Annotated in this window: 16 protein-coding genes; 6 read left to right on the forward strand and 10 right to left on the reverse strand. The window is 53.0% G+C overall.

Annotated elements, in window-relative coordinates:
- Nucleotides 1-18 precede the first annotated feature (18 nt).
- The 4 genes from ppk2 to F3F93_RS11405 all read right to left on the reverse strand — a co-directional run bounded on the left by ppk2 (nucleotide 19) and on the right by F3F93_RS11405 (nucleotide 4,981).
- Complete coding sequence (gene ppk2 / locus F3F93_RS11390; protein ID WP_176959309.1) at nucleotides 19-828, reverse strand: polyphosphate kinase 2; 810 nt, start codon at nucleotides 826-828, stop codon at nucleotides 19-21.
- Between the two features lie 348 nt (nucleotides 829-1,176).
- Nucleotides 1,177-2,118, reverse strand: coding sequence for a cysteine synthase (locus F3F93_RS11395; protein WP_176959310.1), 942 nt, complete (start codon nucleotides 2,116-2,118; stop codon nucleotides 1,177-1,179).
- Between the two features lie 82 nt (nucleotides 2,119-2,200).
- Nucleotides 2,201-3,109: a tRNA glutamyl-Q(34) synthetase GluQRS gene (gluQRS, locus tag F3F93_RS11400; RefSeq protein WP_206675431.1), complete on the reverse strand. Its 909-nt coding sequence runs from the start codon at nucleotides 3,107-3,109 to the stop codon at nucleotides 2,201-2,203.
- 21 nt (nucleotides 3,110-3,130) lie between these two features.
- Nucleotides 3,131-4,981: a cation:proton antiporter gene (locus F3F93_RS11405; protein WP_176959312.1), complete on the reverse strand. Its 1,851-nt coding sequence runs from the start codon at nucleotides 4,979-4,981 to the stop codon at nucleotides 3,131-3,133.
- Nucleotides 4,982-5,145: 164 nt separating this feature from the next.
- Here F3F93_RS11405 and F3F93_RS11410 point away from each other — a divergent pair, with 164 nt between their 5' ends.
- From F3F93_RS11410 to F3F93_RS11420, 3 genes are all read left to right on the forward strand, one after another.
- Nucleotides 5,146-6,528 (forward strand): MFS transporter, encoded by a 1,383-nt coding sequence (locus F3F93_RS11410; protein WP_176959313.1) that lies wholly within the window; start codon nucleotides 5,146-5,148, stop codon nucleotides 6,526-6,528.
- Between the two features lie 3 nt (nucleotides 6,529-6,531).
- The gene (gene gpmI, locus F3F93_RS11415) at nucleotides 6,532-8,160 is read left to right on the forward strand and encodes a 2,3-bisphosphoglycerate-independent phosphoglycerate mutase (RefSeq protein WP_176959314.1); all 1,629 of its coding nucleotides are present in this window, start codon (nucleotides 6,532-6,534) and stop codon (nucleotides 8,158-8,160) included.
- Between the two features lie 130 nt (nucleotides 8,161-8,290).
- A complete protein-coding gene (locus F3F93_RS11420; protein ID WP_176959315.1) occupies nucleotides 8,291-9,022 on the forward strand; it encodes a DUF4126 domain-containing protein in 732 nt (243 codons plus the stop codon).
- A gap of 162 nt (nucleotides 9,023-9,184) precedes the next feature.
- Here F3F93_RS11420 and F3F93_RS11425 read toward each other — a convergent pair whose 3' ends face one another.
- The 5 genes from F3F93_RS11425 to F3F93_RS11445 form a co-directional block, all read right to left on the reverse strand.
- Nucleotides 9,185-9,886, reverse strand: a complete 702-nt coding sequence (locus tag F3F93_RS11425; RefSeq protein WP_176959316.1) for a phosphoglycerate mutase family protein — start codon at nucleotides 9,884-9,886, stop codon at nucleotides 9,185-9,187.
- Between the two features lie 93 nt (nucleotides 9,887-9,979).
- The gene (locus tag F3F93_RS11430; RefSeq protein WP_176959317.1) at nucleotides 9,980-10,324 is read right to left on the reverse strand and encodes a cupin domain-containing protein; all 345 of its coding nucleotides are present in this window, start codon (nucleotides 10,322-10,324) and stop codon (nucleotides 9,980-9,982) included.
- A gap of 4 nt (nucleotides 10,325-10,328) precedes the next feature.
- Nucleotides 10,329-10,973: a DUF2726 domain-containing protein gene (locus F3F93_RS11435; RefSeq protein ID WP_176959318.1), complete on the reverse strand. Its 645-nt coding sequence runs from the start codon at nucleotides 10,971-10,973 to the stop codon at nucleotides 10,329-10,331.
- A gap of 12 nt (nucleotides 10,974-10,985) precedes the next feature.
- Nucleotides 10,986-13,733 carry a DNA polymerase I gene (polA, locus tag F3F93_RS11440; protein ID WP_176959319.1) on the reverse strand — a complete coding sequence of 916 codons (2,748 nt, stop codon included), beginning with the start codon at nucleotides 13,731-13,733 and terminating at the stop codon, nucleotides 10,986-10,988.
- A gap of 96 nt (nucleotides 13,734-13,829) precedes the next feature.
- Nucleotides 13,830-14,693, reverse strand: coding sequence for an NAD(P)-dependent oxidoreductase (locus tag F3F93_RS11445; protein WP_176959320.1), 864 nt, complete (start codon nucleotides 14,691-14,693; stop codon nucleotides 13,830-13,832).
- Nucleotides 14,694-14,936: 243 nt separating this feature from the next.
- On the opposite strand from F3F93_RS11445, the gene F3F93_RS11450 reads away from it, so the two are divergent.
- Together F3F93_RS11450 and F3F93_RS11455 are read left to right on the forward strand one after the other, a co-directional pair.
- A complete protein-coding gene (locus tag F3F93_RS11450) occupies nucleotides 14,937-15,977 on the forward strand; it encodes a homoserine O-succinyltransferase (protein WP_176959321.1) in 1,041 nt (346 codons plus the stop codon).
- Nucleotides 15,978-16,002: 25 nt separating this feature from the next.
- A complete protein-coding gene (locus tag F3F93_RS11455) occupies nucleotides 16,003-17,277 on the forward strand; it encodes an aminotransferase class I/II-fold pyridoxal phosphate-dependent enzyme (protein ID WP_176959322.1) in 1,275 nt (424 codons plus the stop codon).
- A 575-nt stretch (nucleotides 17,278-17,852) separates the two neighbouring features.
- Here the strand turns inward: F3F93_RS11455 and yaaA are convergent.
- Nucleotides 17,853-18,617, reverse strand: a complete 765-nt coding sequence (yaaA, locus tag F3F93_RS11460; protein ID WP_176959323.1) for a peroxide stress protein YaaA — start codon at nucleotides 18,615-18,617, stop codon at nucleotides 17,853-17,855.
- 253 nt (nucleotides 18,618-18,870) lie between these two features.
- On the opposite strand from yaaA, the gene ribD reads away from it, so the two are divergent.
- Nucleotides 18,871-19,968: a bifunctional diaminohydroxyphosphoribosylaminopyrimidine deaminase/5-amino-6-(5-phosphoribosylamino)uracil reductase RibD gene (ribD, locus tag F3F93_RS11465; protein WP_176959324.1), complete on the forward strand. Its 1,098-nt coding sequence runs from the start codon at nucleotides 18,871-18,873 to the stop codon at nucleotides 19,966-19,968.
- Nucleotides 19,969-20,504: the final 536 nt, after the last annotated feature.

Below are 20,504 nucleotides of genomic sequence, written 5' to 3' on the forward strand. Positions count from 1 at the left end.
GTCAGATTTACTCCGTACTCAATACTTTGTGGGAACGAAGTGCTGATCGTTGATATCAGGACGCTTGTAGTCCGGCTGCTCTTTTCTCGGACGCAGCGGTTTCGGTGCAGGCATCACATCCTTATATGGAACCGATGAGAGGATATGGCTCAGGCAGTTAAGGCGAGCCCGTTTTTTGTCATCTGAATTGACCACATTCCATGGCGCTTCATCAATGTCGGTATAGAAGAACATCTCATCCTTGGCCTTGGAGTACTCCATCCAGCGATCACGCGACTCCAGATCCATCGGGCTGAGTTTCCAGTGTTTGGTTTTATCGGTAGCGCGTTTCTGGAAACGGCGCTCCTGCTCTTCATCACTGACTGAGAACCAGTATTTGATAAGGATGATACCGGAACGAACAAGCATGCGCTCAAACTCAGGGCAGGAACGCATAAATTCGCGGTACTCTTTGTCGGTGCAGAAGCCCATCACATGCTCAACACCGGCACGGTTGTACCAGCTGCGGTCAAAGACAGCGATCTCACCAGCTGCCGGAAGATGTTCGACATAACGCTGGAAATACCACTGGGTTTTCTGGCGGTCTGAAGGGGCTGGCAGGGCAACCACATTACAGCCGCGAGGATTCAAAGGCTCCATCAGACGTTTGATGGTGCCGCCTTTGCCTGCTGCATCGCGACCCTCAAATATCAGAACAACCTGAAGTCCCTTTTCTTTGATCCAGTGTTGCCATTTCACCAGCTCCACATGGATGTCTGCAAGGGCAGCGTTGTACTCTTTTGTACCCAGCTTCTTGGCTTTAGCTGGCTGTTTTACCTGATCAGTCATATACCTCTCCCTCAATAAGGGGAGCAGTATAACACACGATCATGGGATTAAAAATAATTGAAACTTAACCGGGAAAACAGGTCACTCTGGGTTTATTGTCAGCCGCTGTGAGCCAAGCAGAGATATGCGCTCATCGCTCCGTCTGCAGGCCGGCTTGTTTATGCCCGAGGTGTACCTGTTACTGTCCGGAGCTTACCCAGAGGGTTCCCAGTGCACTGATAGCCAGGAGTGCAATCAGCACACCCAGTGTGATGTTCTGGTATTTGGTTTTTTTAATTTCGTCCTGCTCGTTCATGGTCTCTCCTGACTGATGCTGTTCATGTTAACAGAAACTGATCAGACTAATAATTAAATACCTTCGGCATAGGTGACACGATCACTGCCTGCAAATACAGGTGTGGAGAGGTACTTCTCTCCGCCATCCGGGAAGATGGCGACAATCTCACCGGCAAGACTCTGCTCCGCCAGATTTTCTGCAACCTTCAGTGCGGCAGCCAGCGCACAGCCGCATGACTGGCCACAGAGAATACCCTCTTCGGAGGCCAGTCGCTGGGTGAAGGTGTAGGCCACATCGGTGTCGATGCCGATCTTCTGATCGTAAACGCTGGCGTCAAATACCTCAGGCACAATGCTTGATTCGATATGTTTCAGCCCCTCAATGCCGTGGAACGGGGAGTCAGGCTCAGCTGCGATGATCTGAACGCTGTTGCTCATGCGTTTGAGGTAGCGACCGGTACCAACCAGCGTGCCGGAGGTGCCCATCGAGGCGACAAAGTGGGTCACCTTGCCATCCGTGTCGCGCCAAATCTCCGGGCCAGTCGACTCTTCATGGGCACGAGGATTGGCAGGATTGTTGTACTGATCCGGTTTAAAGTAGTGGTCGGGGTCGGCTTCATAGATTTTACGTGCATCGAGAATGGCACCGTCGGAGCCCTCAAGCGGATCAGAGAAGATCAGCTCTGCACCAAAGGCGCGACAGATACGTTTGCGTTCATCAGAAACATTGCCCGGCATCACCAGTCGAACTCTGAAACCCATGCTTGCACCGATCATCGCCAGTGCGATGCCGGTATTGCCGGATGTGGAGTCGAGGATGACTTTACTCTTGTCCAGCTTACCGTTTTTCAACCCTTCGCGGATCATCCACAAGGCAGGACGATCTTTGACTGAACCGCCGGGATTAAAGCGCTCAAGCTTGGCATGGATGCGGATATTGGCAGGCAGGTGGCTGGTGATATGCTGTATCGTTGCCATGGGTGTATTGCCAATCAAATCTAATATTGAGTTCAAAATATCACCTTAGAAATCTGTTTCCACCGGCTGCGCAGAGATCAGGCGCTGCGCTGTGATGGCGGCCAATGATGGCATGGAATCAGCGCTTGCCAAGCAGACGCAGGATTTCACTATTGCATGTCGAATTATTCTGCTGCTCAAATGGCCAGATCAACCCCGGCAGATTGAGCAGATAAGCGCTCAGTTTTTGCGCATCAACTCCTATCTCGCGCAGACTTGCCAGCGTGGTGGCACCATTACGTTTAGCAAGCCGTTCTCCTGTGGAAGTATGAATCAGGGGATGGTGGATGTAGGTCGGTGCGGGCAGTCCAAGCAGCTGCTGCAGCAGGCGGTGAATAGCTGTGCTCGCTTCAAGATCCTTGCCGCGAATGACATGGCTGATGCCCTGAATGCCATCGTCAACCACAACCGAGAGGTGATAGCTGAAGGAGATATCTTTACGGCCAATCACCACGTCATGGTCGATTTCAGCGCTGTATTCGAGTCCCTGCTCATCGTGCCAGCATAGGGGGGTGTCGATCAATCCCATGGCTTTTTTCACATTCAGTCGCCAGGCAAAAGGGGTGCTCTGCATGCGCCGCTCCTGCTCATCGCTACAGAGATTACGGCAGATGCCTGGATAGATGCCGGCTGCATCCTCTGCATGCGGGGCGATGGCCATCTTCTCCATCTCCTGCAGGATCGTTCTGCGGGTACAGAAGCAGGGGTAGATCAGATCAAGTTCACGCAAGCGGGCAATGGCAGTACGGTAATCCTCAAGGTGGGAGCTCTGCAGTCGAACCGGTTCTGCCCAGCTCAACCCAAGCCACTGCAGATCCTCGAATATGCCTTCGATGAATTGAGGGCGGCAGCGGCTGTGGTCAATATCTTCAATGCGCAGCAGCAGATCGGCACCGTTGTTTGCAGCCCAGTGGGCACATAACAGCGCAGAATATGCGTTGCCGACATGCAGACGACCGGTCGGACTGGGAGCAAACCTGCTGCGCATTTGCATCTTATGTTGTGCCGCTTACTCGACCTTTTTTGGTTTGGAGGGTGGCAGAATCAGGGCCTGCCCCTCCTCTGTCCGTTCGGGGCGCATCAGCAGTTTGATCTCATCACCGGCCTCAAATTTCAGGTTGTCATGAGGAATCAGCGTTTTGCCGTCACGCACGATGGTAATGGGTTGTACGCCATGCGGGATGCGTACGTCAGCCATTTTTTCACCAATAAGTGGTGACGCCAGCTCGACAGTGCGAGCCTCATACAGTAGCCGTTTGCGGTAGGCCTGATCATTCCAGTAAGTGAAGTTATACGGTTTGGCAAACAGCCTGCGCGCCTGCAGCTGGTGGATCAGGCTGGCATGTTTCTCCGCAGCATCCTCCTGCAGGGCAATATAGATCTCAGGGGTATGATAGTTCTCATTGGCAAGGCGGGCGATGAGCAGATTGTGATCGGATGAGCCGGTCATCACAATCACCGCACCGATCTCCTCGGCATGAATAATCTCCCAGTAGAGCGGATCCAGTGCGTTGCCGCAGATGGCGGTATAACCTGATCGTTTCAGGCTGCTGATCACTTCGGCATTGAGATCGAGAAAGCGCACCTCACGGTCTTCGCCCAATGCGCGGCCAAGCTCAGCGCCAATCTGACCGCCACCGATGATCAGTACAGAGCGTTCGTCACCACCATCGATGGAGAGCATGGTTTTCAAGGGGCGGGCAAGAAGACTGTAGATCAGAATGGATGTGATAATGACGATATATACCAGTGCCATCAGTAGTTCGCTTTGAGGGTTGCCACTCTCCTGTAGAATAAGAACGAACAGTGAGGTGATGGCGGCGGCGACCACACCTCGCGGTGCCATGCCGGCCAGATAGAGACTTTCGTTGGTACTCAGATGGCTTCCCATGGTTGAAAAGAGAACGGTAAGCGGACGCGCATAACAGGCGAGAATGACAAAGATTATCAGGCCCGGGTAGAGATATTCGTGCATCACAGCCAGATTCATATTGGCAGCCAGCAGCACAAACAGTACCGAGATCAACAGCATGGAGAGGCTGCCTTTAAAGTGTTTCAGACGTTGAATGTCGTGCACTTCCATGCGCTGCAGTACCGCACCCATCATCAGTACAGCCAGCAGGCCCGCCTGCTCACTGATGGAGTCGGAAAGCAGGAATACCCCCCATGCCGAAGAGAGGGTGAGGATGGTTCTGATCTCAACATCCTTAGCCCAGCTGCTTGAAAGCAGCATGGCAAGCAGACGACCGCCTGCCAGTCCGATGAAAAAGCCAACAACAATTTTTAACAGGATATCCTCGGCAATGAGCATGCCGGACATCTCAGGTGTCAGCGCGACTTGCAGGAAGACAATGGCAAGAATCGCACCAACCACATCAATTAACATCGCTTCAGCCGTTAAAACATGGCTGATATTACGCCCCAGTCGCATCTGACGGATGATAGGAAGAATCACAGTCGGTCCACCAACAGATACCAGTGCGCCAAACAGCAGGGCCAGCGGCCAGTCAATACCGGTCATCATCTGCGCAGTTGTAGCTCCGATGGCTATGGTCAGTAGCGGCCCGAAAATGACCATGCGTCCGACCACCCAGCCATTGGCGCGCAGCTCTTTCAGGTTCATGCTTAAGCCACCCTCAAAGAGGATGATGGCAAGGCCAAGTTCGATCAGGGTGTGCAGAGCACCTTCCATCGACTCGACATGCATCAGATGCAGGCCGAAGGGGCCAAGTGCCATGCCGGCCAGCAGCCAGAGCAGGATCGGTGGAAAGCGAAAGCGATTGGCCAGCATCTGGGCTGCCGTAGCAATGAGAACGGCAACAACAAAGGTGGTGGTGGGTGTAGCGGTTTCAGGAAACATTGGGAAAAAGGCTGCCGCCGAGGGCTCGGGTGGGCAAGTGAAGTTTTTTACCCATACGATAGCTAGGGAAATCCGATGCTTATCCTGCATGCGTCCTGCCCGCTCTGGTGCTATCATGCCGCGCTGCTGTTTGGCAGCAGTTAACAGTTGAGGTGTCGTCTTAAATGAATTCAGCCGAAAGAAGTAGTGTATTTTCCATCGCGGGTATCTATGGCCTGCGCATGCTGGGGCTGTTTCTTATCCTTCCTGTTTTTGCCCTCTATGCCGAAGGGCTGGAGGGGGTAACACCTACCACGATCGGTTTGGCGCTGGGCATCTACGGCTTTACCATGGCGATGTTACAGATTCCGTTTGGCTGGCTCTCCGATCGCATTGGCAGGAAACCGGTGATAGCCGGTGGGCTGCTTATTTTTGCCATCGGCAGTGTCGTTGCAGCCATGGCCGACTCGATCTGGATGGTGATTGTTGGTCGTGCGCTACAGGGCTCGGGAGCCATTGCAGCCGCGATGATGGCGCTGCTGGCTGATCTTACCCGTGAAGAGGTGCGCACCAAGGCGATGGCTGTGGTCGGGATGACTATCGGTATGTCCTTTACCGTGGCGCTGATTGCCGGGCCGATGCTCAGTGTATGGGTCGGAGTGGATGGTATCTTCTGGTTTACCGCCCTGTTTGCGCTGCTCAGTATTGCTGTGCTCTATCTGCTGGTTCCCGATCCTGATCATCTGAGTATGCATCGTGATGTTGAGGCTGTACCAGGAGAATTCGGACGCATTCTTAAAGATGGTCAGCTACTACGCCTGGATTTCGGCATTATGATTCTGCATGGCATCATCATGTCACTGTTTATCGGCTTGCCGTTTGTCTTGCGTGACCATCTCGATATTGCAGCGGTAGATCATCCCTGGGTTTACCTGCCGGTGCTGCTGGTGGCGATCGTATTTATGGTGCCGCTGATCATTGTGGCCGAGAAAAAAGAGAAGATGAAGCAGGTGTTTCTCTTCTCCATCAGTCTGATTGCACTCTCCTGTGTGTTGCTCGGCCTGTGGCATGACTCCATGGTCTCTGTGATGGCGGCACTGCTGCTCTTCTTTATCGCTTACAATGTATTGGAGGCGACGCTGCCTTCGCTGATTTCACGTATGGCGCCGATAGATGCAAAAGGAACGGCGATGGGTGTCTACTCCACATCGCAGTTTTTCGGAGCCTTTATTGGTGGTGCTGTGGGCGGCTGGTGTTATGGACAGTTTGATGTGCAGGGCATCTTCTATGGTGCAGGTGGCCTGGCGCTGCTCTGGCTGCTGGTTGCATCGGGCATGAAGATGCCTGTGATGCGGTCAAGTGTGATGGCCCATGTTGAGTCTGATGTTGATGCGCTGGCACTGGAGGTTTCGATTCTCAAGCTGGCGGGAGTCTTTGAAGCCAAAGTAGTTCCGGAAGAGAATGCAGCCTTTTTGAGGGTGGATAAAAAACTGTTTGATGCAAAAGCGTTGGATGCGTTGCTTAATCCGGAGTCGGTCGGGCAGCCATCAGAGATTGAGGTTGTTTAAATCATGAGCAAGAGAACCATAAAACCTGTATTGCTGATTGTGATGGATGGTTGGGGCATGGGCTCTGGCGGTCCTGAAGATGCCATTGCGCAAGCCAATACGCCGGTGTTTGATCGCCTCTGGGCAGAATATGCACATACCACACTGATGACCCACGGCCCATATGTCGGTCTGCCTGCCAAAAATGATATGGGCGGCTCTGAAGTCGGGCATTTGACCATGGGTGCAGGAGAGATTCTTGATCAGGGGCCGACACGTATTAACAAGGCTGTTGCCGATGGCTCTTTCCTTAAATCCGATGCACTGCAGAAGGTGATGGCAGCAGGTGAAGCCGGTGGCACGGTTCATCTTATGGGGCTTCTATCCGATGGTAATATTCACTCCCACATCAATAATTTCAAAGCGCTGATTAATGCTGCCTTTGAGCGTGGTGTCAAATCTTTGCGGGTGCACGCACTGCTCGATGGTCGCGATGTCGGCATCCAGACTGCGCAGAAGTATGTCTGTGAGCTTGAGCAGGAGTTCACCTTCATCAATAGTCATGATGGTTTTGGTTACTGTTTTGCCAGTGGTGGCGGCAGGGAGCGTATCGTGATGGATCGTGATCGCGACTGGTCCAAGGTGGAAGAGGGCTGGAATTTGATGGTGCACGGTCAGGGCGATCAGCGATTTCCCTCAATGATGGCGGCAATCGAGCATATGCGCGGAGAGAATCCGGATCTGATCGATCAGGATATGGATGGTTTTGTCATCGTGGATGATCATGACCAGCCGCTCGGAGCTATGCATGATGGCGATGCTGTGGTGATGGTTAACTTTCGCGGTGATCGCGCCATTGAGATTACTGAAGCCTTCGAGCTGGATGATTTCGACGGTTTTGATCGTGGTCGTCGTCCTGATGTGGTCTATGCAGGCATGATGGTTTACGACGAAGATCGGAATCTTCCCGAGTTGCAGCTGATGGGGCCCAGCAGTGTTGCCAATCCGTTTGGCAGGCGCATTCTTGAGTTGGGTATCAAACAGTTTCGTTTGACTGAGACCCAGAAATACCCGCATGTTACCTTCTTCTTTAATGGTGGTTACCGTCAGCCGCTGGACGCTTCGATGGAAGATTATATTTTGATCCCATCGGATAAGGGTGTCTCCTTTTCTGATGCACCTGAGATGAAAGCCAATGAGATTGCAGAGAAGGCGATCGAGCTGGTGAATACAGGTGAATACGGTTTTGGTCTGATCAATATTGCCAACGCCGATATGGTGGGTCATTGCGGGATTATGGCGTCGGCGATACGTGCGATTGAGACCGTGGATGCAGCAGTTGGACGCATCATTGAGGCGCTGGCAGCAGTGGGTGGATCAGCCCTGATTACTGCTGATCACGGCAATGCAGAAGAGATGATGGTGTTTAACAAAGATGGTGAGTCTGAAGCCTGCACCAAACACTCGATTAATCCGGTGCCGTGTATCCTGTTTGATCCGGCATATGACGGCTCCTATAGCCTGCGTCAGCCTGATGATCAGCAAACGATACTGACTCAGCCCGGTCTTGCCCATCTGGCAGGCACGCTGTTTGAGGTGATGGGGTTGCCGGTTCCCGATGATATCTACCCTTCACTGATCGAACGGAATTAAGCCTTTTCAGCCCATTCGAGGGCGTCGTTGGTGTAGTGATTCCCCCCGATATGAACAATAAACCGTTGCAGCCTGATCTGATAATAGGGATCATGGCTCTGTAAGGAATACTGTTCAGAGGAGTGAAGCCATGGAACAGCTTGATCAGGTCGCAGCAATTCTCGCCATGACAATGGGTGCTGCCTGGGCCAGTGGTATCAATCTCTATGCCGCAATTCTGGTGCTCGGGCTGATGGGGAGCACTGGTAATGTCGATCTTCCCCCGGGTCTGGAGATTCTCTCTGATCCGCTGGTGCTCTTTGCTGCAGGCGCAATGTACTGCGTTGAATTTTTTGCCGATAAAATCCCGGGCATCGATACCGGTTGGGATATGATGCACACCTTTGTCCGCATTCCGGCAGGTGCCATGATGGCCATGGGAGCAGTTGGCGAGGTGGATCCGGTTGTCGGACTTGCTGCAGGTATCATGGGTGGCGGGCTTGCTGCCACGACGCATGCCGCTAAAGCGGGATCGCGAGCCATTATCAACACCTCCCCCGAGCCCTTTACCAACTGGACAGCCTCGGTAGCCGAAGATGTGGCTGTGGTGGCAGGTCTGTGGACGGCGCTTAATCATCCGGTGCTATTCCTGGTGTTGATGGTGCTGTTTATTCTGCTGATGATCTGGATGCTGCCCAAGTTGTGGCGCGGCATTAAACGGGTGGCTGCAAAGCTGCGCGCTCTGTTTGGTGGCAAAGAGGCACCTCCCGAACCGGAACCTGTTACGCCTGCCACGATTACAGCTGAATCAATTGATCCGCAACCCAAAGAGCCACCTGACAAATCAGCAGGAGCAAGCAGCGGCGATACCGCTGCGCGATAGGCCTTTATCGATAGTCGCCCGCAGGGTGAGGGCCAGGAGGGCCCGAACGGAAGCAAGTGGCACTTCAAAAGCCATCTGCCCAATTCTATGGTTCCCGTTGACACGAGATGAATAAATCAAAAGCCGTCGCGACGGCAGTTTTGGCTAATGGTTAAAGCGCAGTTACTGATTAATGCCGAGAAGGCGGTAGGTGCCCTGGCTGGTTTCGCGCAGATGGGCGATTTTGGCATTGGAGAGCTGGAAGCGACCTTCAGGTTCCAGGCCTTGCAGGATCTCAAGCAGTCGGCCACCGGAGTGGTAGTGGGTGACAATCAGGATGTTTTTGCCACTACCGCCAAAGGTGCGGATCACCCTGTCGGATGATTTGAAAATCATCAGCACACCGTCAGAAAATGAGGTGGGCATATAGACGCGCTCAGACTCCTTATCCGGGAAGATGAAGTAGGGGCGCATGGCGGATTCAAGCCTGATCATCTCACCGCGCTCAATGCGGAATGCGTAGTTGGAGTCCTTCTTCTTCTGCCAGCAGCACTCATCCAGCTCAGGCCAGATCTCCGCTTTCAGATTGTTCTTTTTCAGGTAGGGGAAGATGGTATTCATTGCCCGGTATTTGGGGCTGACCAGGATTCTGTCAAAACGGGTGCGCTCGAGTTTCTGCGTTAACTCGGCCACCTGCTGCTCTCCTTTTTTTGAAAAGGTGCGGTCATTTTCAGTGCTGTGGTTGCCGGTTGTGTTACCCAGTGTCTCACCATGACGTACGACATAGATATTCAGAGGGGCGAAAGCCTCTGCACAAGCGGGGGCAGAGAGCTGTGGTAGCAGGCTGACGATAAAGGTGATCAGGATAGCTGCTCTGAAAATCATGGGGCTCCTCCATACGCATCTCCGGATGCGCTGATGCAACGCACCATATCCTAGTGAAACAGTCTCTGCAAAAAGAGGATATTTTTCACAATGCTATTTTCCGCTATGCATGGCTTGAGAGGTGAAGATAGCCAGCCAGATTGTCTTCTCTTGCGGTGTGGTCCAGCTGACCCGATGCCTTCTGTGCGCCGGGATCAGGGCATAGTCTCCGGCTGAGAGTTTCAACTCAGAGGCCCGGTCTTCAAACTGCAGTGTTGCGGCTCCCTGTAGAAGTATCACCCACTCATCCTCATGTTGATCGTACCAGAACCCCTCCGGTGATATTTGCCCTTGCGAAACGATCCTCTCAATACGGAGGTTGGTGTGGCTGGCAAGGGTGGTGGTCAGTTCATCAGGCAGGTCGATGGGGATGTCTGCGAAAATGTTTTGCGATGGCATGAGGCTATTCGGTATAGAGCTCGACACTGGCGCATTCGGGGTACTTTGCGCAGACCCAGAAGAGCATGCCTGTATGCGGGCCGGCACTGGCGCGTTTCAACTCCATCGGAGACTTGCATTTTTTACACTGCCGGAAGGCTTTGGTTGAGATGGTGGCAATCATCTCATCCGGCGTGGCAGCCGGTTTTTCCAGATAGCTGTCAAGCAGCTGCCTTATGCTGGAGATGGAGTAGCTGCTTTTGCGCGGCAGCCGGTAAAGTCTTATGCCAGCCTTGAGCAGTGCCTGCTCGGCACCGGATTCATCACGCTGGGCAGCTGATTGAAGCTGGATGACACAGGCGGCTTTGCTGCTCTTTTTGCTGAACAGCACAAAGTCCAAAAGTAGTTGTGAATCTTTTTTGTGGCTGCTGGCAACCACGCAGAGTGCCACTTTGCTGCGAACATGATACTCCTCTCCGGCAACCTGCTGCAGAGTCTGCAGGCAGCACTGCTCAACCACACTGAGCTCTCCTGCAGTAGCTTGCATCATCGGTAGCATATCAGGTTGCACACCTTTGTTGCTGCCTTTTTTCTTGCGTAAGAGCTGTATTAATACCGCTGCGACAAGCAGCGCGAGGATGATGGCAACAATGGCGGCCTGATCAGGCATATTATATTCTCCCTAAAGTTGATGGGCATCATACCAGCTGCTGCCCATGCCGATATCAACAATCAGTGGCACATGCAGCTGCACGGCGGATTCCATCGTCTCTTTCATGAGTGTAGCAACTTTTTCTGCATCTGCAGCAGGAGCCTCAACAATCAGTTCATCGTGTACCTGTAGAGTAATGGCTGCTGCGGGCATCTCATCATGCAGACGCCTGTGCAGGTTGATCATCGCCACTTTGATAATATCAGCCGCCGAGCCCTGCAGTGGTGCATTAATCGCTGTGCGCTCTGCATAAGCACGATGCATGCCATTTTTGCCATTGATTTCAGGCACATAAACACGATGGCCGAGCAGTGTCTCTACATAACCCAGCTGGCGTGCGCTCTCCAGTGTGTCATCCATAAAGGCACGCACAGTTGGATAGCGGGCAAAGTAGGTTTCAATAAAGGCCTGTGACTCGCCACGACTGATACCAAGCTGCTTGGCCAGACCAAAGGCGCTCATGCCGTAGAGGATGCCGAAGTTGATCACTTTGGCACGTCTGCGAATCTCCCCTGTTACATCAGCAAGAGCGATATCATTCACTGCCGCGGCGGTGGCGGCATGGATATCCTCACCCTTGGCAAAGGCGCTGCACAGCGCTGTATCCTGAGAGTAGTGCGCCATCAGTCTGAGTTCGATTTGTGAATAGTCAGCAGCAATCAGCAGATTGCCAGGCTCGGCAATAAAGGCTTTGCGGATCTCACGCCCCTCGCTGCTGCGGATGGGAATATTCTGCAGATTCGGATCGGAGGAGGAGAGGCGGCCGGTGGTGGTGATCGCCTGATTGAAGGAGGTGTGCACGCGGCCGGAGTCACGATGGATCAGTTTTGGCAGGGCATCGGAGTAGGTCGATTTGAGTTTGGAGAGTTGGCGCACCTCAAGAATCAGGCGCGGCACCTCATGCTCATCAGCCAGTTTCTCCAGTACCTCCTGGCCTGTAGCCCACTGGCCTGACTTGGTCTTCTTGCCACCGGCGATGCCCAGTCGTTCAAACAGCAGTTCACCCAGCTGTTTGGGTGACTGGATATTGAACTCCTCACCGGCTGCGGCATGGATTTCGCCCTGCAGCGCATTGATGCGCTCACCGAAACGGAGCGAGAGTTCGGCCAGTTTGGCCGCATCAATGCGCGTGCCGCGCCACTCCATATCGGCCAGTACACGTGATAGCGGCAGCTCTATCTCATCATGGCGCGGCAGCCGTGACTCATCATTCAGTTTCTTGCTCAGCAATCGGCTAAGGCGCAGGCTGATATCGGCATCCTCGCAGGCGTAGGGGATGGCACTGGCCAGCGGCACCAGATCAAAACAGATCTGTTTGGCACCTTTACCCGCCACATCCTCAAAACTGATGCACTTATATCCGAGATAATCTTCAGCTACGGTATCCATCTTCGGCGCATATTTGGCCGGGTAGAGGCAGTAGGCGAGCAGCATCGAATCGGCCTTGATGCCGGCCAGATTTATACCGGCCCGGCGCAGCACCTGCGCATCATATTTCAGGTTATGGCCACACTTGGCTCTGCTACTGTCCTCAAGGATCGGTTGCAGTGCCGAGAGCACGCTTGCCAGTGGCAGTTGTCTGGGAGCTGGCTCCAGCAGATCAGCCGCGCGGTGGCCGACAGGGATGTAGTAGGCCACCCCCTCCTGCACGGCAAAAGAGAGGCCAACCAGATCAGCATCATGGGTGCGCAGTGATGTGGTCTCTGTATCCATGGCAATCAGCTCTGCGCTGCTTAGTGCATGAATAAGTTGATCCAGCTTCTGCTCATCATCGACAACGATATCGGTGCGGTTAACGACCAGTGCTTCTACAGGTTTATCTTCAGCAGTGTGAACCTCTTCAGAGGTCACTGGCGCTGGTTCCTTGCCATCATCAAATTCAGCCAGAAGACGCCGGAACTCCAGACGTGTAAAGAGTTCGCTAAGCCGCTCCCGGTCAGGTGCTGCCACGGCGAGGTCATCCAGTGCCACATCGACCGGTGCTTCATAGTTAAGTGCCACCAGCCGATAGGAGAGGCGGGCATCTTCGGCAAACGCGATGAGGTTTTCGCGGCGTTTATTCTGTTTGATTTCAGGTGCATGGCTGAGCACACCTTCAAGATCACCGTAGGCTTCCAGCAGCTGTACGGCAGTTTTCGGGCCGATGCCGGGAACGCCGGGGATGTTATCGGCCGAATCACCGGCCAGCGCCAGAAGATCCTGAATGCGATCGGGGCCAACACCCCACTTCTCTTTCACCTCATCGGCGCCGTATTCGACCCGTTTCATGGTATCAAGCATCCAGACCTTGTCGCTGACCAGCTGCATCAGATCTTTATCGGTGGAGACAATGGTGACATCCCAGCCTTTGGCCTCTGCCTGCCTGGCCAGCGTGGCGATGACATCATCGGCCTCGTAGTTCTCAATGCAGATACGGTTGAGATTAAAGGCATCGGTGACGTCATGGACCCAGGGCCACTGTGCAGCCAACTCCTCCGGCATCGGTGGTCGATGCGCTTTGTAGTCGGCATACATCTGGTTGCGGAAGGTGCCACCCTTGGGATCGAAAGCGACCGCCACATGCGTAGGGCCAAGATCCTTGAGAATGCTGCGCAGCATCTGCACATAACCGAATACGGCATTGGTCGGTTCGCCTCTGGAATTGGTGAGGTTGTGGCGCACCGCATGAAAGGCGCGAAATACGTAATTGGGTCCGTCGATGAGAACTAAATGGGGCATATGCGCAGCATGCCCTACAATCGTCTCCGGTCAATTTGTGTTTTCAGCTGCAGGCGAATCTCCTGCGGATTTGCGGCGCAACAGTCCGCATTGCGCCTATTTCAGCAGCGTTTTAACGGCGGCAAAATCCTGATCGAGCAGCGCATCGGGTGCATGCGGGTCAAACAGCCCGGCAAGTCTGTTGGCCACAGGCAGTGAAACAGCGTTCTGACTGGCTTCCTGCAGGACATACTGCATATCTTTAGCCATGTGCCGGAAAGGAAACTGTGGTGGATAAGTGTCTGTAATCAGCATCTGCTCTTTGATCTTGAAAAGCGGGCAGGCCAGCGCACCAGCACCCACCACCTTGAGAAAGGTCTCTGTCGCCAGCCCTGAGGCTTCGGCCAGATGCGTGGCTTCTGCCAACCCCGCCATCATGGTGCCGAGCAGCAGATTGATTGCCAGCTTCATGCTTGAACCTGTGCCTGCTTCACCACAGTAGATCACGCCGCTTCCCATACTCAGCAGCAGCGGTTCGAGTTGCTTGATTGCAGCTTCATCGCCACCGGCCAGAATCACCAGTGTTCCCTGCTCTGCAGGTATCTTTGAGCCGGAGACCGGCGCATCTATTGCTGTGATACCATAAGACTCAAGTTGCTGATTCAGTTGGCGGGAGTAGGCCGGTGGCACGGTACTCATATTGATTACAGTTTTGCCGCTGCACTCACTGGCCAGCACTCCGTTCTCACCCTGCAGGATAGCATCCACAGCCTCAGGGCCGGTTAGCATCAGGATGATGATCTCACAACGTTCAGTCAGCTCTTTTGGTGAGTGCGCAAGCGTGGCACCGGCAGCAGCTAAAGCTTCTGCCTTGTGGCTGGAGCGGTTATAAACCGTCAGTCCGTATCCCGCCTTGAGAATATTGGCCGCCATAGCCTGCCCCATAATGCCGAGCCCGATAAATCCGATGCGCTGTTGCATATCCGCCTCCTTTACCTGCTGAATACCTTCACGGATGCAGTTATTCAGAGCATCCCAAGGATAGCTCCGTGCGCTGTTTTAGCGACCATGAAAGCTCAACGCTGTTCAGCGATGAACAGAGAACGATGAGTTAGAAACTCTGGCAATCCGATGTTCATGACTTTCCATGAAGCATAAAAAAATCTAGCCTGTCATTCTGCTTTCGCTTCTGTTGCGAGGCAGTTGAGGGAGGGGGCTTCATTTATGCCGCTGGTTGAGCATACAGCACTACCTGCATTCGAGAAGCTGCGTCAGCGCGGTGAGAAGGTGCTGACACTGAAGCAGGCGCTGCATCAGGATATTCGCGAGTTGCATGTCGGACTGCTGAATATGATGCCCGATGCCGCCCTGATCGCCACCGAGATCCAGTTCATGCGGCTGGTCGGCAGCTGTAATCAGATCGTACAGTTCTATGTGCACCCTTTTACGGTTGAGGGGCTGCCTCGCAGTGAAGAGAGTCAGGCCTATATCGACCACTACTACAACACTTTTGATGAGATCAAGGCGATGGGGCTGGATGCACTGATTGTCACCGGTGCCAACGTCTCCAACCCCTCACTGGATCAGGAGCCGTTCTGGGAGCCACTCAAAGAGGTGGTGGCCTGGGCTCAGGAGAGTGTCACTTCCGTACTCTGCTCCTGTCTGGCTACGCATGCGCTGGTTCAACAGCTCTACCATATACAGCGCCAGCCGATGGGGAGTAAGTTGTGGGGTGTCTATCCGCATCGCATCAAACATCAGGAGCATCCGCTGCTGCGTGATATCAATACCCGCTTTGATGTGCCGCACTCACGCTTTAACGCCATTCACCGCGAGCCGCTGGAGCGGGCAGGTCTCACCATTCTGATCGATAGTGATGTTGCCGGAGTGCATATGGCCGTCAGCCCTGATCAGTTCAGCCTTGTCTATTTTCAGGGGCATCCCGAGTATGACACCAATAGTTTGCTTAAAGAGTATAAGCGCGAGGTGTGCCGTTTTAAATTCGGTGAGCGTGATGATTATCCACCACTGCCGGAGCACTACTTCTGTGAAGATGCCATCGCTATTGCCGAGCATTACAAACAGGAGCTGCTTGATGCGTTAAAAGAGGCTGTCGAACCCCCGCCTTTTCCTGAGGCGCATCTTGAGCCACTACTGGATAACACCTGGCGCGATACAGCCAAGTCGATTGTGAATAACTGGCTGGGGCTGGTGTATGAAAAAACAGATTTCGAGCGGCGACGCTCACACAACAGAACTGCCTGATGCAGGCAACATGTAAGGAGAGAAGATGAGAACAGAAACGATTGCAATCCATGCCGGTTATGAGACCGACCCCACCACCAAATCGGTAGCTGTACCGATCTACCAGACGGTGGCCTATGAATTTGATAATGCCCAGCATGGTGCTGACCTCTTCAATCTTGCCGTGCCCGGCAATATCTATACCCGCATCATGAACCCCACCTCCGATGTGCTGGAGAAACGCTGTGCGGAGCTTGATGGCGGTATTGCCGGACTCGCAGTCAGCTCAGGCAGTGCGGCGATCACCTATGCGATTCAGACGATTGCCAAAGCCGGTAACAATATTGTCACCATTCCGATGCTCTATGGCGGCACCTACACCCTGTTTGCCCATATGCTGCCAAGTCAGGGCATCGATGTGCGTTTTGCCGAGGATGACTCACCTGCCGCACTGGAAAAGCTGATTGATGACAAAACCTCCGCGATCTACTGCGAGTCGATCGGTAATCCGGCTGGTAATATCGTTGATATTGAAGCGATCTGTGCCATGGCCGACAAACACGGTGTGCCGGTCATTGTTGATAATACGGTTGCCCCATCGCTGATTCGTCCGATCGATTATGGTGCATCGATTGTGGTCTATTCACTGACCAAATATATGGGCGGTCACGGCAACTCACTCGGTGGTATGATTATCGATTCCGGTAAATTCCCGTGGGCTGAGCATGCTGAACGCTTCCCGATGCTCAATGAGCCTGAGGCGGCCTATCACGGTGTGGTCTATACCGAGGCGCTTGGCCCTGCCGCGTTTATCGGGCGCGCACGAACCGTGCCGTTGCGGAATACCGGTTCTGCATTGAGCCCGATGAACGCCTTCCTGCTCCTGCAGGGTATTGAGACCCTGACCCTGCGCATGGAGCGTCACTGCGATAATGCGATTGCCGTTGCCAAACATCTGCAGGCGCACCCGGATGTGGCGTGGGTGCAGTACGGTGGTTTGCAGGACTCTCCGTATCATGCGCTGGCTCAGAAATACACCAATGGCCGACCATCTGCGCTGCTTACCTTCGGCGTCAAAGGTGGTTTTGAGGTGGCAGAGAAGTTCTATGATGCACTCGGTCTGTTCAAACGGCTGGTGAATATCGGTGATACCAAATCGCTGGCGGCACACCCGGCCTCAACCACGCATCGTCAGCTCAGTGAAGCCGAGTTGGTCACCGCAGGTGTAACGCCTGATATGCTGCGTCTCTGCATCGGCATCGAACATATCGATGATATCCTTGCCGATATCGATCAGGCACTGGCTGCTGCCACTGCTTAATCGACAGTCTGTTTAATCTAAAGGGCGTAGCGAAAGCTGCGCCCTTTGCTGTTTGCTTCATGGAGTTTGGAGGCAGGTCACTTCAGAGCCGAGAATTTAAAGATACTTCACCAATACTGTCACTCGTATTCGTGTTAATTCGCGTGCATTCGCGGTTCGATGTTTTAGCTGCGGCATCGAACGATTTAAGCTCTTCAGAGTCAGATAACCTGTTTGCGAGGATATAATGGCTCTATGTGAAATAGTTCACGATAATTCCAGCTTTCTTACATCTATACTCCCCATCAATTGATGAGGCGGAAACGGGATGGATATGGATATACAACCACCTGAAGAGACGAAAAAAATTGCTAACTGCAAGTTCAGGACTTCAGATCATCAGTGCTGTTATGCGCTGAACCCATTGCGGCCACATCTGTGTAACAAATATTGTGTGGAGAGGCTCTATTTGTGGTTGAAAACTGCGCATCCGGAGCTTGATGAAGTGTCCCGGATGGATCTGATTGTTGAACTGACAAAGGTAGAGGCAGACGCCTGAATGCGTCGGCTTAAATCAGAGATGATGCAGTACTCTCTTATCGGGTGAACACGAACTCATTGCTTGATGAGAGCTCTGCATTAAACAGATAATCGGCCACATCAAATGCTTTAAGTGCTTCGGGATCACTCAGCTGGTTTTCGATGATATAACGGCTCATATATCCACGCGCTTTTTTGGCGTTGAAGCTGATGATGCGGTAAGCCCCTTTGCGCAGCTCTTTGAACACCGGTGTGATAATAGTCCCTTTGATATTGGCCGTTTTCACCGCACTGAAATACTCGCTTGAAGCGAGATTGATCAGCATGTCATCACCCTGTTCGGCCAGCGCTTCATTGAGACTCTCGGTAATAATATTACCCCAGAACTCATAGAGACTTCGGCCGCGCGCATTGGCAAGGCGGGTGCCCATCTCCAGTCGGTAGGGCTGCATCAGATCAAGCGGGCGCAGTGTGCCGTAGAGGCCTGAGAGGATGCGCAGATGGCTCTGCATGAAGGTGATCGCACTGCTATCAAGAGAGTCTGCATCCAGCCCCTGATAAACATCACCGCTGAAGGCAAAGATCGCCTGTTTGGCATTCTCAGGTGTAAACGGAGTGTGCCACTGCTGGAAACGCTGCATATTCAGATCGGCCAGGTTCATGGAGAGCTTCATCAGATCGGCAATTTCAAAGCTGTCCTTCTCCTGCATCACGGCAATCAGCTCTGCGGCATGGTCAAGATGATCCGGCAGCGTAAAATCACTGAACGGGGTAGCGGTTTTGAAGTCGAGTTTCTTGGCAGGGGAGATAACAATCAGCATAGGGCGACTCTAAAGATGGTGATAAAAAGATGCACCCCTTCGCCATCTGGGGGGGCTCTGAAAAACTACGTCCATGTGGTTTTTCAGAACGCGAAGGCAAAAGCGTGGTTTTGCCTTCGCTTACAAAATCAAGCACTTACTGTGCATGATTTTGGCAAGCCATCAATGGCTTGCACGGATGCTCTGACTTTTTCAGAGCATCCCTAGGTTTTTTCGACTTGATTTGGAAAATAGAAAGGATCATTCTCATCAGATGTTAAGCGAGCTTGAACGGGCACATCATGAAATCTTTATGCGGCAGGCGATCAAACTGGCCCGCCGTGGTATCGGTACCACGCATCCCAATCCGCGTGTCGGTGCAGTGGTGGTCAAAAATGGACTCATTGTCGGTGAAGGGTGGCATGAGTTTCCCGGTGGCCCGCATGCCGAAGCGATGGCCATTGAGAATGCCGGTGAGAAGGCCAGGGATGCCACACTCTATGTGACGCTGGAGCCGTGCTCTGCGCATGGCCGCACACCTGCCTGCACCGATGCCATTCGCAGCTCAGGCATCGCGCGCGTGCTCTATGCCTCCTCTGATCCCAACCCGAAGATGGCCGGTGGTGGCAAGGTGTTAAGCGCCTCCCATATCGATGTGATTGGCGGCTTTATGGCCGAAGAGGCTGATAAATTGAATCTGCCTTTTTTCCACTATATGCGCACAGGTCGCCCCTACGTCACAGCCAAAGCGGCGATTTCACTCGATGGTAAACTGGCCACGCGCACCCACAGCTCGCAGTGGATCAGTGGTGAGGAGTCGCGTCTGCACGCCCAGGGCATCAGGGCGCAGGTGGATGCCATTGTGATTGGTGCAGGCACACTGCAGTTTGATAACCCGTCACTGACGGTTCGTGGTGTAGAGGTGAAAGGTAAACCACCGTTAAGGGTGGTGCTCTGCTTTGAAACCCCGCGTTTTAATCCCGATAGCAAACTGCTCTCTGATGTTGCTGCTACCCGTTTTTATGTGCGCAGCACTAATGAACAGACCGAGAAGTGGCGCGAGGCCGGTGTTGAGATTGAGAAGTTAAGCTCACTCGATGCGATCCTCAAGCATCTGGCTGAAGATGGTTATCTGCACCTGCTGCTGGAGGGGGGCGGTTATCTGCACGCCTCATTCTTTGAAGGTAAATTCACCGATGAGCTAATTCTCTATCAGGCGCCGATCCTGATCGGTGGCCGTGATGCCATCTGCCTCTGGAACGGTCTGGGTGTGGAGCGTGTGGATGACGCCCTGCATCTGGCCGACATCAAACGCCGCGTACTTGGCGATGATGTCATGATCCGCGGTCGAGTCGTTTACTCAGAAGATTAAGCAACAGTCGTTGCTAACTAGGGATACCAGTTAACTCTATTTTTAAGTTCGAGTCCTACACGGCTCCCCGTGCAGGACAAAACTGGGCACCATTGGAATGAGGTGGTTCTTCTAAACTTCTTACTGTCTCAAAACGGCCTATTCTGTTGAAAAACTCCTTTGGAAATCAAATTCTAGCAACTTCATGGGGTGTTTTGGCCTGCCCTATTGATTGAAAATCGATTGTAGGGGCTTTGGTGAAGGCACCGTTTCGATTGGAGTCCAGAAAAATAGTTTTTCAACAGAATAGGCCGTTTTACGTCAGTCGCCAACGACGAGGTTCGGGCAAAAGAACTCATTTGCTATATGATCAATGATATACAAGACTACTTACCTAGCTTTCTATCATTATATTCTTTAACAATTATTCTAAGGATGCTCTGAATAACCCCTGATTATTTTTCCTCGCCCCTGTTTCGAGCGCGAATTTTGGCAAACTTGCTTATTTATCCCCCGATCATCGCCTGATTGGCTTTGATCGGGTGGTTTATCCGTTT

The sequence above is a fragment of the Mariprofundus sp. KV genome, from assembly GCF_013387475.1.
In the GTDB taxonomy this organism is placed as follows: domain Bacteria; phylum Pseudomonadota; class Zetaproteobacteria; order Mariprofundales; family Mariprofundaceae; genus Mariprofundus.